General features: G+C 41.1%; 14 protein-coding genes and 1 pseudogene. 3 read left to right on the top strand and 12 right to left on the bottom strand.

Annotated elements, in window-relative coordinates; all coding sequences use genetic code 11:
- Positions 1 to 100: 100 nt before the first annotated feature.
- The 9 genes from CDG79_RS15330 to CDG79_RS15290 form a co-directional block, all read right to left on the bottom strand.
- A complete protein-coding gene (locus CDG79_RS15330; RefSeq protein ID WP_094342883.1) occupies positions 101 to 1,291 on the bottom strand; it encodes a hypothetical protein in 1,191 nt (396 codons plus the stop codon).
- Entirely contained in the window at positions 1,288 to 2,043 is a 756-nt protein-coding gene (locus CDG79_RS15325) for a hypothetical protein (RefSeq protein ID WP_094342882.1), read from the bottom strand. Before CDG79_RS15325 ends, CDG79_RS15330 begins: the two co-directional genes overlap by 4 nt.
- Positions 2,040 to 3,599 carry a TrbI/VirB10 family protein gene (locus CDG79_RS15320; RefSeq protein ID WP_094342881.1) on the bottom strand — a complete coding sequence of 520 codons (1,560 nt, stop codon included), beginning with the start codon at positions 3,597 to 3,599 and terminating at the stop codon, positions 2,040 to 2,042. Before CDG79_RS15320 ends, CDG79_RS15325 begins: the two co-directional genes overlap by 4 nt.
- The gene (locus tag CDG79_RS15315; protein WP_094342880.1) at positions 3,596 to 4,387 is read right to left on the bottom strand and encodes a hypothetical protein; all 792 of its coding nucleotides are present in this window, start codon (positions 4,385 to 4,387) and stop codon (positions 3,596 to 3,598) included. The genes CDG79_RS15320 and CDG79_RS15315 overlap by 4 nt, the downstream gene beginning before the upstream one ends.
- A 5-nt stretch (positions 4,388 to 4,392) precedes the next feature.
- Positions 4,393 to 5,613: a hypothetical protein gene (locus CDG79_RS15310; RefSeq protein ID WP_223269825.1), complete on the bottom strand. Its 1,221-nt coding sequence runs from the start codon at positions 5,611 to 5,613 to the stop codon at positions 4,393 to 4,395.
- 6 nt (positions 5,614 to 5,619) lie between these two features.
- On the bottom strand, positions 5,620 to 6,330 hold the full coding sequence (locus tag CDG79_RS15305; protein WP_094330316.1) for a hypothetical protein: 711 nt from the start codon (positions 6,328 to 6,330) through the stop codon (positions 5,620 to 5,622).
- The gene (locus tag CDG79_RS15300; protein WP_094330315.1) at positions 6,331 to 9,150 is read right to left on the bottom strand and encodes a hypothetical protein; all 2,820 of its coding nucleotides are present in this window, start codon (positions 9,148 to 9,150) and stop codon (positions 6,331 to 6,333) included.
- A 25-nt stretch (positions 9,151 to 9,175) separates the two neighbouring features.
- On the bottom strand, positions 9,176 to 9,505 hold the full coding sequence (locus tag CDG79_RS15295) for a hypothetical protein (RefSeq protein ID WP_094330314.1): 330 nt from the start codon (positions 9,503 to 9,505) through the stop codon (positions 9,176 to 9,178).
- An 83-nt stretch (positions 9,506 to 9,588) separates the two neighbouring features.
- Positions 9,589 to 10,179: a hypothetical protein gene (locus CDG79_RS15290; protein WP_094330313.1), complete on the bottom strand. Its 591-nt coding sequence runs from the start codon at positions 10,177 to 10,179 to the stop codon at positions 9,589 to 9,591.
- A 741-nt stretch (positions 10,180 to 10,920) separates the two neighbouring features.
- On the opposite strand from CDG79_RS15290, the gene CDG79_RS15285 reads away from it, so the two are divergent.
- On the top strand, positions 10,921 to 11,598 hold the full coding sequence (locus CDG79_RS15285) for a hypothetical protein (protein ID WP_094330312.1): 678 nt from the start codon (positions 10,921 to 10,923) through the stop codon (positions 11,596 to 11,598).
- Positions 11,599 to 11,627: 29 nt separating this feature from the next.
- On the opposite strand, the gene CDG79_RS42415 is transcribed toward CDG79_RS15285, so the two are convergent.
- Together CDG79_RS42415 and CDG79_RS41070 are read right to left on the bottom strand one after the other, a co-directional pair.
- Positions 11,628 to 11,804 (bottom strand): hypothetical protein, encoded by a 177-nt coding sequence (locus tag CDG79_RS42415; protein WP_189525012.1) that lies wholly within the window; start codon positions 11,802 to 11,804, stop codon positions 11,628 to 11,630.
- Positions 11,805 to 12,589: 785 nt separating this feature from the next.
- Positions 12,590 to 12,826 carry a hypothetical protein gene (locus CDG79_RS41070; RefSeq protein WP_143855489.1) on the bottom strand — a complete coding sequence of 79 codons (237 nt, stop codon included), beginning with the start codon at positions 12,824 to 12,826 and terminating at the stop codon, positions 12,590 to 12,592.
- 631 nt (positions 12,827 to 13,457) lie between these two features.
- On the opposite strand from CDG79_RS41070, the gene CDG79_RS15275 reads away from it, so the two are divergent.
- Positions 13,458 to 14,108 (top strand): tyrosine-type recombinase/integrase, encoded by a 651-nt coding sequence (locus tag CDG79_RS15275; protein ID WP_094330310.1) that lies wholly within the window; start codon positions 13,458 to 13,460, stop codon positions 14,106 to 14,108.
- 37 nt (positions 14,109 to 14,145) lie between these two features.
- The gene (locus CDG79_RS44845) at positions 14,146 to 14,277 is read left to right on the top strand and encodes a hypothetical protein (protein ID WP_256875362.1); all 132 of its coding nucleotides are present in this window, start codon (positions 14,146 to 14,148) and stop codon (positions 14,275 to 14,277) included.
- A gap of 3 nt (positions 14,278 to 14,280) precedes the next feature.
- Here the strand turns inward: CDG79_RS44845 and CDG79_RS15270 are convergent.
- Positions 14,281 to 15,980, bottom strand: a pseudogene (locus tag CDG79_RS15270) (bifunctional DNA primase/helicase); the annotation flags it as partial.

The raw sequence follows: 15,980 nt of genomic DNA, 5'->3' as shown, positions 1-15,980 counted from the left end.
GGGTGTGGGGTATAGGGGAAGAATTAGCCTCAATAACCAGTGGGTCACTTGCCCCCACCAATACCGTCTTCCCTACACCCAACACCCTACCCCCAACACCCTATTCTGGTTGACCAAGAACGATAGGGTCTTTCTCTTGGTACTCAATAAAAGGTACAGGCCCAATGAAGTAGGGGCTGCAAGTGCGACCAATGAAGGGTATAGTTTTACAGATGCGGAAAAACATAGTAGTCTCCACCTTTCCACTGCCTTCATAAATATTCCAAACAACTTGCTTAAAGCTGGAGCCAAAGGGGTTTCGACCAGTAGGCTCTTTACCATCATTAAGAGCTTTTAAAATGCCAAATCCACCATTAACCTTTTGGAATTTCCCGGATATCCACTGTGTTCCAGTAGTCTCACCAATGCCGGACATTTCTGTATGAGCGCAATTGTTTTGTAGACAGGGAACGTTAAAGCCATCTTGATAGCTACCAGATATAGAGCGGGTACGGTTAGCCTCAATATCTCCCAATGGCAGATCAACTTTGGCAACAAATGAAAGGTCAAGTGTTCCCAGTCCTGGTAGGTTATCCCATGTCAAAGTTGATAGTCCAGGTACTCCATTAATTTTGGAGTCTTGCCAATTCTCAAATCTATTAATAGATGTGTTTTGAATGTCGGAAATAGATGTTAGTGAGTAATTTTTTAAATTTATTACTCTTCCTAATGGAACGTCACGTAAACGAGAATTTTGGCTGGCGTTACCTATTGTGCCCCCAGTAATTCCAAATCTTCTCAAAAAATCGTTGACAGGTTTAACACTTGTGACATTTCTATTACCTAAGCCAGGGATCGCTTCGGTTAAAGATGGTAAAGTCTGCCATCTTGTTAATTGAAAATCATCTAATGTTAACCTACTTAAATTGATTCCTTGTACTGAAGCTATGGTTGAAAGATTTAAATTTTCTATTGCTAATTGAGGTGTTTGAAAATCTCCCAGTTCCATAAACTCGCTAATGCTTTGTCCTGCCGTCCAGGTTCTAGTTTCTGTACCTCTTGTGCCTGGGTAGGTAACACTGCCGCTAAGAGAAATAATCATGTCACTGAATTTGAAACGCGACCAATCAGGAGTAAACCCATTAGGAGAATTGATAACGGGTACTTGTGCTGAAGCCTTGGGCAGCAAAAAGCCTACAAAAGAGTTCAATAGCCCATATCTTATGAAACTATGAATCAATAAGCTACCTACTAAACCAAAAAAAATGAAGTAACGTAAGGCGTTTTTATTGGGTCGTAAAGATGATTTCATAAACCATTACCTTGCGTTAAATTATCAGAACTCTTACTCAAAGCAATTAATTTGTTAACTAACTCTTGAGAGATAGAAGCCTTATTAGCAGCAGTAGAAATGTCATCACCTGCTTGTAAATAACCGATTAACTTTTGCAAGCGCTGGTGTAGTTCATCTTGCTGAAGAATCCATCCACTTTTAATAGCGACAACAATACCGCCTCGAATTTGGTTAATTGTTTGCTGTGTTTTAACTAATGATTGCAATTGAGGTTTTGGGGTTGTTTGTTCTCGTGCCACATCAGCCTTGATCGCCACCTGACTATATTTAGGAGTGCCATTACTTGTTGCTAGTCGAAAACTGTAAGTCTTGCGTTCACCAGAGGATGATTGCGTAACTACTGTTAACAAAGTGGTAGATGTTTGCGGTATTCCGGGAATGTTTACTCTCAAGATCCGCCGCAGATGAATCAGCCCAGCACCGGGGCTAGAGCAATTCTGATCCAGTCCCTCTAAGCAACCATCTGTGTCAAGCAGAATTTGCGATGGGTCGTCTAACCAAACTTTTTTAATTGTCTCGCCAATTTCATAGAAAGAAATTGCTACACCGTGACCATTCCAGACGTTGATAGTTTGTAGTTTGGCCTGCGTCCCACTAGCCATTGATTGAAAGATGGTACGCACAACTGGGGCGGCAATTGTGGATATTGGAGTCAGCGCAATCGCCAACGCTAGAGTGCCGCTTGTAACTGTGTTAATTACGCTTTTCATGGCAACTCCAAAGAACGATTTACATTAAAAGTGACTTTGGTTCCCTGTGGAATAAACCAAGTATTAGGGCGAGAAGTAATTTCTTGAGTATTACGTTGATTACGTTGGCTGATGTTTTGGCTAACTTGACCAAAAAACCCTGACATTAACGCACCTGTGAGATTGCGCTGATTGCCACTACTACGTTTGCGAATCCTGCCTGTGAATTCATCAGAAATTTCTTCTTCACTATCCGGTTGGTTCATAATCTCCCCAACCTTCCCTAATGCAGACACAGCGCCACCAAACAAGTCACTACGGGCAATCTCGCCACCCCTGTCCTGAAATCTTCGAGCTATTAGGGGTCTACCACCAACTCCTGTCACGGAAATCGCACCCGCAGAAATAGGATATTCTGTATTATCTTTGATGATCGCTCTGACATAAGCGACAGCGTAACTGCCGCCATCAACCGAACCTAACTCGACTGCAAACATTGTTCCTTTTGGGATTGCCACTTGCCCATAGTTATCGCGTAAATCCTCTTGCAGTCTAGCAACAGACCTAGTGTTCTTAGAGGTTAGTGTTTCTGTCTGTGTCTGCCCTGAATTATTAACTGTGGCTTGAACTAAAGATGTAACAAGGACACCACTAGCAAAAGTGCCAACGGTAAGGTAGCGAGTTTGTTTACCTTGGAGAATTTGGCTTTCTTGAGGTAAATAATTGTTAGCTAAAGTAATCTTGTTAACTTTAGAAGTTGCTTGCCACCTGGGGCGGATCTTTTCAATCGACTCGCTTGAGTTTTGCGGCGTGGTTTGGTCAAAATTGTTTGTATCTGTTTGTTCATTCGGTTGATTTTGAATTGCTTGAGCTTGAGCAAGATATGGATCTAATGAAGATTGTTTACTGGTGCTAGTTTCGGTGTAGGCGATTTTGCCATAAGAACCAATGCTACGAAGTTTGTTCAATTGCTCAAGGGGATCTTGGGGCGTGAGTGTCCGTGCAGATATAGATGGTCTTGGAGAAAAACTCGTGCGTGTTGGTGGCGGAGTGTAGGTTCTAATCGGTTGTGGTGCAGTCTGAGTTACGCGACGTGGTTGTGTATTTTGAACAGTCCGTGGCGCTGGTTGTGGAGATAGTGGGCTAGATGGCACGACCTTTTGGTTTACTGAAACTGGTACTGGCGCTGGTTGGTCAAATTTATTTTTGTTAATGCGACCTAACTCATCTTCTTGATCCGATAGAGCGAGTTTTGCACGCGCATCACCGTCTCCCTCATCACTTTCTTGGGCTTGTTCAGTGGTCGGTATTTCCTGCGTTTTCAGACCAATCTTTGGTGCTGGTGCGGGATTGAAAACACCATTGAGCATCAAAAATATTGCTAAAAATCCAACTCCAAAAGGGACAGCAATTATTGCTAGTCTTGACCAAGGAGAAGTGACAATTGTGTGCTTAGTCGCTACTAATAAACTTTCCGGTTCTGGTGCTTTTTTACCATTAGTTTTATTAGCATCATCTAGATTCAGCAAATCCTCTAAAGTCGATACAGACCCATTTTTATTATTCTCTTTACTCATTTTCTTTTGCCCAAATTTAAATCGACAATTTCGGTAATTTCTAATCCGGCTCTCCGGGTGGCATAGATTTTCTTAGCTAATTCGCTAGTATTAGCTGGGATATACTCTGGATTAGAAATTGATGAAAGTGTAATGGTTTTATTAAAAGTAATCCCTTTGCCGGAATTATCACTACGTTCAAAAGTTACCAGCGTTCCAATAAAATCTATTTCCCATTTTCCATCTCTGAGTTGCCGTGGCTGTGAAATAAATCTAGGGATTAAAGATACTTGCGTATCACCATTGAATATGCCCGTGGGAGTAATTGAGGCTAATTTTTTCAGAAATGCGGCTCTAAATCCTCCATTTTCACTCAAAGCAAAGGCAGCATCATAAGCTTTACTTGTGACTCGGCTATTAGATTTATTATTAATCTTGCCTACTTCTACCCCAGTATCTTGTTTAGTAATAGGTTCGCCTTTTTCATTGAAAACTTGTACTATCCCATCCCAATTAAACATCTTAATGAAGGTATCAGAAATAAACTTTCTAATCACTTCATCAGAGCGTTGCCCTGGGTCTACTGCCCTAGCGGAAATCGTCTCACCTGATGATAATTGTACCAGGGCTAATTGCTTTTGATTTAGTATGCTGATTGCCCCATAATTGAGAAATTGTAATAAGAGGGAAAATCCCGCCATTGAAAACCCAACTAAAGAGATTATTCCTACTCTAGTTGTCACGTATTTGTTGTAACTAAGTAGTTGTAATGGTTCTCTGGATTGAGTTTTACTTTTTTGATTCAGCATAGGTTTTATTTAGCTAATTTTCCGACTAAACTACCACCTTTAGTAGCAACACCTTTAGCAACCTCAATGGCAATTGAACTATAAGTTTCAGCAGCTTTATTAATTTGAACTAAAACAGAAATGCCACCACCAGCCGCTAAACCTGTAGCTAAGAATGGCGCAATTATACCAATTGTAAATAGGAAGAACATTGGCTGATAAGATTTAGAATCAGCGACTAATTGCCCAGCGAAGCCAACAATGATATTGAAGCAGAGCTTGCCAAAACCTATACTGAAATATCCTACTAACCAACTGTAGATTGATTTAGCTCCGTAAGGGAGCAGAGAACCACCAACAGCTACAGGCCCCAGCAGTGCTGTTACGAGCATAGTCAGTTCAATTCCCCATTGATAAGCCCCATTCATCCCGACTAGAATGATAGTAATTACGTCTGTTATCGCCGACCCGACAAAGGCATTAATCGGAGACATAATTACATCTGTAACTGTAGCTTTTCCTTGAGCTACGTCCTTGTAAGAATCGATAGCGCCATCAATCGCATCGATAAACCAAGAAAATACCCCATTATTTTTATTAAATTTATCGGGATATGTCTTCGTTAAATCTTCCTTCGCTTTTGTTAAACAGTTTATCTGCTCTTGTTGACTTAAGGATGAATTTTTGCACTTACTAACAGCTAGTCCGATAGCGCTACGTGCAGCTTCAGTCCCTAATGCACTTTCGTATGCTTTCTTGAGATCAATTCCTGCCGCCGCCTTACTAAGAACTATATTGTTTACATTATTAATATAGTTCCTAATTCCTAATGTTGAATTACCTAAAATTTTTCCGTTATTAGATAGCAAAAGAATTACTATTAACGGCCAAATAAAATCTGTATAAGCTCTTTGTTCTTCCCCCGCCATCATTTTTTTTGTCCATTCAACGACAAAGAAAGTTAGTGTTGCTATAGCGAATAAAGCACCAACGTCACAAACTGCCCAGTATACGCCTCCATCAAGAGTATTAACCCACAATTCGTCAAATCCTTTCGCTACTGAAGCTGAATTTTCTTTTGCTAAATCAGCTAAATCGCCACCATCTAGTTTGGCTAATAAATAGTACATAGTTAATATCCTTTTTTGACCAATATTTATCAACCACTCGTACAGAATTAATGCAGCAATTCTGATCGGAGGCGGAGCAACTCCTGCTCCGCTCCTGAGTTCTGAATTCTTCTTCATAAACCTTTAGTCGTCAGCAGATGTCGCATTTAACCGTGCATTAAGTACGACTTCATGTACTAGAGACAATCTGCCATCTTCTTGGGAGTTCTCCTTTTGCCTTTGGGAATCAAGATGCTCCGCTACTTGCGTTAGCATCAAGTTAGAATAAGCATTGTCCTGTCGGGCTAATAAAGAATCAGTACGCTGCTGTGCCAACATTGACACAATTAAGCCGTTCTGAGCAGCCATCGCTTTGAGAACATTCTGAGAAGCGTCCATATTCTGCGCCTCATCAGCAATACCTTTTGCAAGTTTAGCGATTTGTGCAGTAGTATCAATTTTTTCTTGAGTTTGCTGCTGTCCTTTTTTTCCAATCACGCTGGCAATCGAGCCAAGCGTCAATTCACGCTCTAGCTTCTGTGCTTTTTCTTGGGCGACAGGATAAGAATAATCATCCTTGAGCGTATTTTTCAATTGTTCAGCCGAAGCAATTGGGTCAGGCGCACCCAATTGTCCAATAGAACTATCAATTGCCGCATTAGCATTTTCTTTGATGTCACCCCAAGCACTGTTAATCTCACCCTTGGCCCATGCTTGAATTTCCGAAACTTCTCCTTGAAGATCCGATCCGATAGAACTAAAAAAATCGTTGATGCTGATGCCATAGCTAGGTGCTGCTATCAATAAACTGCCAACTGTAGCAGAAAGTATTACCCCAATTGTCCGCTTTTTCATTTAAGCTACCTGTCTTGTATGTGATTTTGAAAGTAAATTCTTCGCTAACTCTGATAACTCTTCCCCCCGAATCATTCTGATATAATCCTCACTAAATTTGACTAACCCAAGCAGAGGATTATCTTGATAGTATTTGAGAAATAAAGTGCGTAATTCTTGCTCGTTTGGATTATTAGCAACTGAGGCTAATAAACAGTAGGCAGGATAATAGCGACAGAAAGTTAGCTTGCCGTTATCATCAAGCAACCACTGAGAGTAAATCCCCGACTTTTTTGGATAAAAAGCTTCTGTACTATTGACCCTGATGATTTCAATAGGATATTTAAAGCGAACAATAAACGGGTCAACAGCTGATGATTGAATCCTGCCTACTAAACGTGTGGTGATATTGGCAAATATCTTTTGTGCAGATGCGCTCTGATATATAGTCTCTGGTTCTTGGGCAGAGATGATGACGCGGATACCAGACTTCGCACCATTGGCACACAATCGCCCAATTAACGAAGCTATCGCATCAAATTGGAATAAGATTGGCGCTTCATCAAGGAAGAAGATCGAAGCTTTTGATGATAATGCACGACGTAATGCCGCAGAGTATGCACTAAGAGCGAGTATGGCAGCATCAGCTTCACTCGATAAATTACGTAAAGCGAATACTAACAATTTGGCATTAGTTCTAAAACTGGATGGGCGTGAGATTGATTGTCCTACCCTGGTACTCAACCAATAATTTATTCTCAGCCTGATTTGCTCTAAGGCTTCGGAAATCTCTTGACTCTTACTAGCAATAGAATCTAATTGTATGAAAGCTGGAGAACAAAAATTATAAAAATCTTTGAGTGTCGGAGTCTCGTTCCAATATTGAGTCCCAAATCCATTTTGTATTGCTGACTTGTAGCGTGATTTAATTTCATCATCATTAAAAAATGTTTTTAAAGCTAAAGCAATGATTGACTCAATATTGGTGGTAATCGTTGGACTGACACCAATCATGCTCGTCCCCATCACCATTGTCATCAGCACTGATTTGAGAAATTCCTTAAAATCGTTCAATCGCTCATTTCTCAGTTCTGCATCCAGAGAGCGCAAATCAGGAAGTTCAAAAAGATTGTTTGATTCTTTGGAGATGTCAAAGTATGCCCCATTTTCACCCAGCAGATTGGTGTAGTCGGTGAAAGTGGATGTACCATCTGGTTTGGGATAGTCTAGTGCCACTACCGGAATATCTTGTGCAAGCGCCGGCGTAAGAATACCTGCCACCAGCACTGATTTACCTGAACGAGTTGCGCCGAAGACTGCCAAATTCTTATGATTCTGGTACAAGTCTAGATGTACTGGTGTGCCGCCTTCTTCTGCGATTAGCTCAAAGCCAGTGCGATCGCCTGTGGCAGTCCTAATCAATGGCATCAGCCCTGGTGCTTCCGAACTAAAATATGGCAGTCGGCGGTTAAAAGGCTTGGTTAACAACGGCTCCCAAACAAATGGGCAACACTGCAACCATGTCTTCCAGGCGTATTCAATCTCCCGGTCAACTACCGCCGGACGCAAGAAATAGCTGGCAAGATATCGGCAAGCTTCGTCTAATTCCCGTGGGGTTGGGCGGTGGACGAGAAAAGCAACTGCGGTATGCACTACTACACTACCTTTATATATTGTCTTCTGCGCCTCTACCGCTTCTTCAATATTCATGCCTGACTTGACATCAATATTTCCTTTCTCTGTAGATAAAGAAGTGCTGGTAATTGATTGCTTGGTGATCCTTTGTAAGTTAGTTTTAGAGATAGTTTGATTTGCCTTTGTTACCTGACAAATAACCTCGGTATCAGAAATACTATCTCTAGAAATTAACTCCCACAGATATCGCAATTGAGCTTGCTCGTCATACCACCCCCCTGGCTTTTGGCTGAAGTTGAGCGCCCCAATATATTTATTTTGTAGTTTTACCCATTTTCTATCGAAAAATGGCACAGACTCCTCATTCTCTAACATCTGGTGGCGGATGTGAAAATCGCTCGTCTGAGTTTCTACTATTCCATCTATTGGGTCAATTTTTAATGGATTAGGGATTGCCGGAGGAGTAGAGTAATTAAGCTGTTGCCAAATTGTTGACCAAATTTCTTCAGCACTTAAAACACTAATCCCCAACTTCATCTTGTTGCCCAGGATAGCTGACCACTGTAAAAATCCATCGTTAAATGAATTTTGCAGAATATTTTCAATTCTAGTATTGTTATGGGCGTGAATTTCACCTGTAAAGCGAAACCAGCCCTTTTCTAATTTTCTAATCAGAGATTCTATAAAATCCTTAGACCGTTCATCGTCATCAATAACAGTGTAAGTACACCATAGTCTCAAAAACTTATTCTTCCTAGCTCCACTTTGGGTTAGTTTTTTAGTCCTTAATCTTTCACTACGTATTAACAATTTTAATTGGTCAATCTGACAATTACTCTCTAGCTTGGACAGTTCTTCTTGTCGGTGATAATCAGACGTAAAAGAACCTAAATGTATTGTTAAGTTTTCCCCTTCGGGAATTTCTTTTAGCCCCGCTTCTATCCCCTCAAAGATCGGCAGCATTTGCGATGATTCTAAATTCGGATGAATCCCTAAACAATCAAAGCAGAATTTAATTTGAATATTTTCACCTTTTTTAAGAATTAATGCGCCTACGCCCTGCCTACCTCCTAAGTTGAGGTCGCAAATCCCCGCTAAATGGATAATATCTTCAAAGGGAGTGAGCATTTTCACAACACTAATCTGCTCCTTTTCTAATGCGACTTTACCTAATTTATCTTTAACTTTCTTAGAAGAATTTGGCATAACTTTACCAATAACTGAAATTTAACTAGAACTTAGAACTTATTTTTCTGACGACTTCCGACTTCTGTTTTTGTTGTATTGATTGAAATCTCATATATCCCCTACTAATTCGAGGGACGCTGACGAATTTACCGAAAAAGTCTTTATTTGTAGAAATTGTCCACCATGTTGCCCATCCCCAAGCAATACTTAAGCTAGTACCTAACCAACTTGTTTTCAGTAGATAATTAAAGATAAATACATTGACTACTGCTATTAATGTCCAGGCAAATATTTGATCGGCAGGGAATGGCCCTAGTCTTGGTCTTTCTCCTAAAATCCGATTTACTGTCCGAAAATCATGTTTATTTGACATATTTACTGAATTTAATCAAGAGTTATCAGCTATTAATTCAAATACGTATTTATCAATAACTGATAACTTAAAAAGCTTTCTTACTAAACCTGAACAATCAAACCAGTAATTAAATCTCCAACAAAAACTGCCATAACTATGATTAATGGAGTTCTTGCTAGCGTCTGCCAGTCTTCATCATTCCGGGCAGATTGAATAATCCGAACTAGACTGATCCCAACATATAATAGGAATAAAGCTCTTAATACATTGAAAAAAAGCGCGATAACTGCTGCTGTTTGTCCATTGCCGGCATTACCAAAAGTGGTGGTCATCCAAGTTTGAGCATTATTGAAGAACTGAGCATTAGCTGGAGCCGCCGCAAAATCAATTAGGCAAATTACTGCTAACAGCGCAAATAACACTGCATAGAGATTAATTCCATACTTCCTTTGTAGTTTATCGAAGTTAGTAAATAATGCTTGTGACTGTTTCGGCAAGGCAATTACGACGGCAGACGCAATCATAAATCCACCCATCAATATATTGTGGACGGACATCTCTGCTATCATCAACACACCAGTCACACCCATCAGTGTGAGTGTGCCTTTTTTCGCCCTGTCATTCTTAGAATCAGGTAAAAGTGTTCCTGTTGCTGAAGCAGCAAAATCTGGGTATCCGTAGTCAGTACGCATCTGCTTTCGTTCTCCTGAACGATGTCTTGAGGGATAGGCACATTCTTAAATAAGTCAACCCCAAAATCCACGTACCCTGGTACGGAAAAAAACAGAACTGTAGTACTGTATAAACATTTCTAACAGCAATAATCTACGTAGATAAAAATCTCTTTCTTGTATTATCAGTCTTTGTGCTTGATCTACTCACATCCTTAATCATTAATTAGTATAAATCTTTGTGCAACATCTTCAGTAAGTGCTAAATATGGGGGATTGACTATTGACTATTTTTATGATGTAAAACGTCAAAATTAGCTTTAACAAACTTTGGGGGTTTAAGTTAAGAGCCTAATTAAAATCCTCGTTACAAAACTGTACTTCCGACTTCAGACTTCCGACTTCCGACTTGTTTAAGTATCCCTGCTCTCCATAAATTGAACTTTCCCTTCGATACCTCACCATGTTTTGCATCATCACTAAAAACTGTTAAAACTTGATTGCATGTATAGAACAAATATGTATAATACTTGCAGCTTGTACTTCAGCATTTGTTAGAAGTAGATATTTGGTCAAGCAAGGAAATTGGGAATTAATTTTCAGTCAGGAGTCAGAATTCAGGAGTCAGGAGCCAGAATGTTGCAGAAGAGTGAATTCTTTTCAATCAATAGAATAGTTATACGCTCATTGCTTTTAAATTCTGGCTTCTGACTTCTGGGTGCTGAATTCTTACAATTTTCATAATCATTTGTTGGAGTATTTATGAATAAAAGAAAAATATTTGCAGCACTTGTTTCAATAGGTGTAGGACTATACTTAGGAGCTTGCCAGTCTAATGCGGACAAGGTTGCTCAGGCAGAGAATGACTTAAAACCGGCTTATGCGGCGGCAAGTGATGATGAGCAAAGCCAAAAAGATAAGGAAGTACAGGAGCAAATAAGGCAATATGTAGAAGAGACACCTAACTTATATAGAATAACTTGGAAGGTATGCGGAGACGGGAACGCTCCGTACAAAAACGGAACAAGGTGCAACGAAACCAAAATCCCTCGAACTAAGGGGTATTTCCAGCCTGTCTATGTGTGGGGAGCGAATGGAGTCCAATTTGTTAACAAACAGGACTTTGTAAGAAATTTTTGGACTACAGGATTATTCGTCAAATCAAGAGGGTGCTTAAATTTAGGGAAGCCGCGAGAAGAAGGCTTGTACAATGTGAAAAATTTCATGCTCAAGAAAACAGGCACTACTCCTACGCCAGAGAATGTAAAAGTTGAAGTTTTGTCAAAAGAAGAGAAGCAAAAGGTAGTGGAACAGGCTTTTAAGGATGCAGAAGTAGAAAATTATGCGCTGAAAAATTTCGGTGTCTCAGCAACCACAGGATTAATACCCACTGGGAAAACTTGCTTAACAGTAGACGAATGGAAGAAAACGCAATCGTAGTAAAAATCAGGCACTAGTTGTTAGAGAGATCACAATTCAACCTCCGCAATTACTTCCCATTCCAGCACCACCAGCCACAGATATCTAAATAGTCCAGCATAGTCCAGCGCAGCGATCGCTTCCCATTGCAGCACCACCAGCCAAATCGGTTTGGGGTCAGAGGGAACAGTGAAACCCAAAATTTTTGATGTGAGCAGCGCAGTCAATAGCGATCGCCGTTTCTAAGTTAATTCAGCCAGTAAATAGTTTTGCTCACGCACATCAGTTATTTAGCAAAATTTTGTAGTTTTTTATACTTAAGTTTTGCAGTCATTGATTACTTCATGCTTATACTAAGGGATGGCGTAACCGCAAGAGCGTAGCTGATCGCTCTATGAAAATCGCAATTTGCCGACCATTGGTCGGCAAAAACTTAATTATGATTCTGAAAAACTAATCCTTTATATGAGCCAAGATCGAGGGTGTTAAAAGGAGCGGGAATTTGCAGAACACCATGCCATACGATGTCTGTGCCTTCCCTTATGCCCTCTGTATTACTGTATTTTTTGTAATCTAAAACACTTTGTGTTACGCAATTATAATTACTGTAGGCATCGCTATGCAGTAAAGCTTTCTGCATTATACTCATCTAGGTAAATAGGCAAAATTTGCGATGCCAATAACATATTTATTTACCTAGACAATTATCATGATACAGCATGGGGATTTCGTTCGATGTTAAAGTTGTATTTTAATTGTATAATTTATTACATTAAAAACTAACTCGCAATCAGCTAAAGTCCCTTCGGCCATCAGGGAGCATCTTGGCGTTCACCCTGAAAATTGATTCAGGACAAGTTCGGAATCAATTGCAGAACAGTTTGAGTTTTTGGCACGCAAGTTTTACCCATTTCTTGAAGAATTTTTTATAGAGGAATCAAACCACTCTGTGACTTGAAGAAGATTTTGGACAGGTTGTCCAAGTTTACCTTCCAAAAGTGGATGTCCAAGTTTACGTTCCAAAAACATCTAAAAAATAGCATACAGAAAAACTAAACTGCTCAAACTCTATGCCTGTATGTAAAATAAAGGTTTTGGTAATAGTGATGCCGATGGCAGCAAGCGATCGCAAAGCTTGCAAGAAATCCCACGAGTTAGGGGGATAAGTTGGCCTGTGAGTAGTATTAAAGTGGATTTGTGTCCAATTCCTTCTTCCATTTTTGTTATTATGTCCATTTTCTTTATCCAAAAAAAGCGATCGCTTGATTAATGCCTTAACGGAGTTTTAAGTATTTCAGCTTACAACTTGTCCAACTTCTCCTTCCGAAAGCTGTCCAAAATCTTCTTAAAGTCACACACTCTCAAAAAATAAACTAAAAATGACTCTATAGTTTTATGGCGTGATAGCGATTAAATAGCGGGCTATTCGGATAAGGCTTCATTTGGCACTGAAGCAGGGGGAAATTTTGTACAAGTTTCTTAAAATAAGCACCTTTGCCCGTTTTCTTTAACCCAAACCTACACCTGTAATATTTGTGTAGTTAACTTTTAGGAGTATGCTCTTTAACCTGTTGTATTACTTATTAACTATAAAGTAATTTTCAGTTTATTTTTTCACCGATTTTTAGGGGGAACCACAAAAAAAGATACCAGCCTTGTTCTTAATTGCTCGTTGTGTGGCGTGGATCTGGATCGTACTACTCTTTCAGGTGAAAGCTGCGGCGATTGCACGGAGCGCAACAGCAAAGCAGATCGCAAGTGGCGTGTCGATGGCTTGTTGCAATTGCAGTACAGTTAGTTCCACACTTTTTTTACCGAAATAAATCCTGAGACGGGAGCATCGGCGATAATGATTAACTATCGCGGAGTGTGCATCTAAGGTGAAAATTGACCGTCACGGGAAGGCAAAAGTCCTAACGCCGGAAGAAATCGGGCGTTTGTTTACTTCGGGGTTAACCACAGTCCGGGATAGAACACTTGGTGCAGTGATGCTGTACACTGCCTGTCGTGTCTCCGAATGCGTCACCCTCAAAATTCAGGATGTTTATGACAGCAGAAACAAAGTCAGACCAGAGCTGAATATTCGCAAAGGCAGCACGAAGGGAAAGCTGTCCACTCGTACAATTCCTGTGCTGGATGAACTGCGGCATCACCTGGAATTGTATAAACCCAAAGTTTCTCGTGATAGTTATCTCTTTCCTGGACGCTGGGGCCGTGGTCATTTGCATGAGGATTATGCGGCACTGATTTTTCGGAGAGGGTGCAAACTAGTAGACATTGAAGGCGCAAGTACTCACAGCTGCCGGAGAACTGCACTGACGCTGATGAGCAATGCGCGAATTCCACTGAGAGTAATTCAGCAAATCAGCGGACATCGAAGCTTGGAGCAACTGCAAGAGTATCTTGACGTGGAAGCGTCGCAAGTTCGGGGTGCGATCGCGGCATTGTCAATGCTGACACCGCCATCAGTTAGCAGCAATAAAAATGACTTGGTAGATGAGAATCATACAGAGTTATTCACAGAGTTCTAGATCGGAAAATGTACCAAAGACGATCTAGACAGGAGTTATGCCAGATAAAGACTATAAGGATTTTCCCAAAAAGTCATTGACAATTCCATCGGCAACACCTCAAGCGATAGCCAATGATAAAAATGAGGCACAGATTGCTCTTTATTTACGTAACTCAGTCGCGGCGTAGGCTTTATCCCTCCATCGGCAACACCTCTTCATTCAGCAAGGCATAAAATTCCGGGACTTGATCCTCGACAAGTCGCAGTTCATCAGGAGCGATCGCCTCAAGTTCCAGCACGGTATCCCAGCGCAAATCTTCAACCCATCGCTTAAGGATGCCCTTAATCGCGTCCACCCCCTGCTTGATACCAGAGCGTAGCATTTCCACACAATGGAGTAGGGTAGTGCGATCGGTCGGAGGCGACTCAAATTCGGTAGTATCCTCCCCTTGGCAATGGGAGTTCCCTATAGCATTAGGGGGGGGCGTGGATACGGCCTGCTGATTGGGGTTTACACTATACGCAGCAGGGGGTTGAGCAGCATAATAGGTTCGATTTTCTTTTTGATTACGCTTTGTTTCACGATGAGCAATTACATGCATTGCAAATTCTAATTCCTCTTTAGATAAAGAGAAAAGTTTCACCTGTTGCCCCCGTTTACCAAGTTTACGGAAAGTCAGCTTTAGCCCCAGCTGCTCTAGTAAAGTCGCCAGCAACCAAATAGGTTTACAGTCTAGGGGAATAGTAAACCCAAGAATTGCTTTGACGTGAGCAGCACAATGTATAGCGATCTCCGTCATCTTGAGTAAGGTGGAATCGTCGGCAGTAACTTCATCACCCTTCATTAAACTTGAGAGAATTTGATGCAGTCCCAGGTTAAATCTAGCCAGCCACCGTGCCGAATAATTGCCCCAGTCGATGCACAAAGGTAAATTGTCCCGCTCGGTGCGGTCTTTTTGGGTGACAATTGTTGGTGGTGTAGGATAACTTTGCCCGGTTTTGGGGTCAGTAAACGATTCTTCGGGTGGGGCTAAAATGGCCTCAAGTCCAGCGAACGCTCTAATTAAGCGACCACCTTTATCCATTTCTACGAGCGATTCGGTTACTTCGATGCCGTAAGAATCAGAAATGCGGAACTTTTCGCATTCAAAAATTTCATTAGGGTCAAGGTAATCTTTGCTCTGACGGGCACGGTACTCGCTCAAAGTAATATTCTTGGCCTTGGCAACAGCCGAATTGTGGGCACTATCCAAAGCTTGTGCTGCTGCTTTTAGACTTTCAAGAGATTGAGGATCTGAATCACTGCCCATATATATAAAGGTATTGCCCATTTCGGTGAGGAGCGATCGCAAATCATCACGCAGATTATTGAGAGAATAGTGGCGGTTAGCCATAATTTGGCAGTAAGCCTCAAGCGCCCAATCTTTCTCTGCGCCCCGCTTGCCTGTTTGACGGTCAATCCGCAACAGAAAAGCGGTCATTTCATTGGTTTGGAGCAAGCGCTCTTTAATCTTGGATGCGTTTGTATCTTGGTAGCCGAAGGGAGGACGCGGGGCCACCCAAATATGAAACGGGACTTTTGGACGATAGCGGTAAAGCTGTTGGGCACATTCGGTAGCAGTTTGGGAAACGCCGTGAAACACACCAAATACAACATCAAAATGATACTCCGAAATATCTAGACCAGTACCGAGACTGGGAGAGGTGAACAAGGCATCAAAGTTTTTGACGGCGTTGGTGATATCTTTGATGAAAGCGACATTTTCATCACTGCCAGAATTATCGGAATGAACCGACCAGATGCGCCATTTTTGGGATGTATGGGATTTGTCAGAGTTAGATTGTTCGTATTTGATAGTAAATGACTTGTCGAGTTTTTTGATAAAACGCT

The organism is Nostoc sp. 'Peltigera membranacea cyanobiont' 232, from assembly GCF_002245985.1.
In the GTDB taxonomy this organism is placed as follows: domain Bacteria; phylum Cyanobacteriota; class Cyanobacteriia; order Cyanobacteriales; family Nostocaceae; genus Nostoc.
This window is presented reverse-complemented; position numbering and strand designations above follow the sequence as displayed.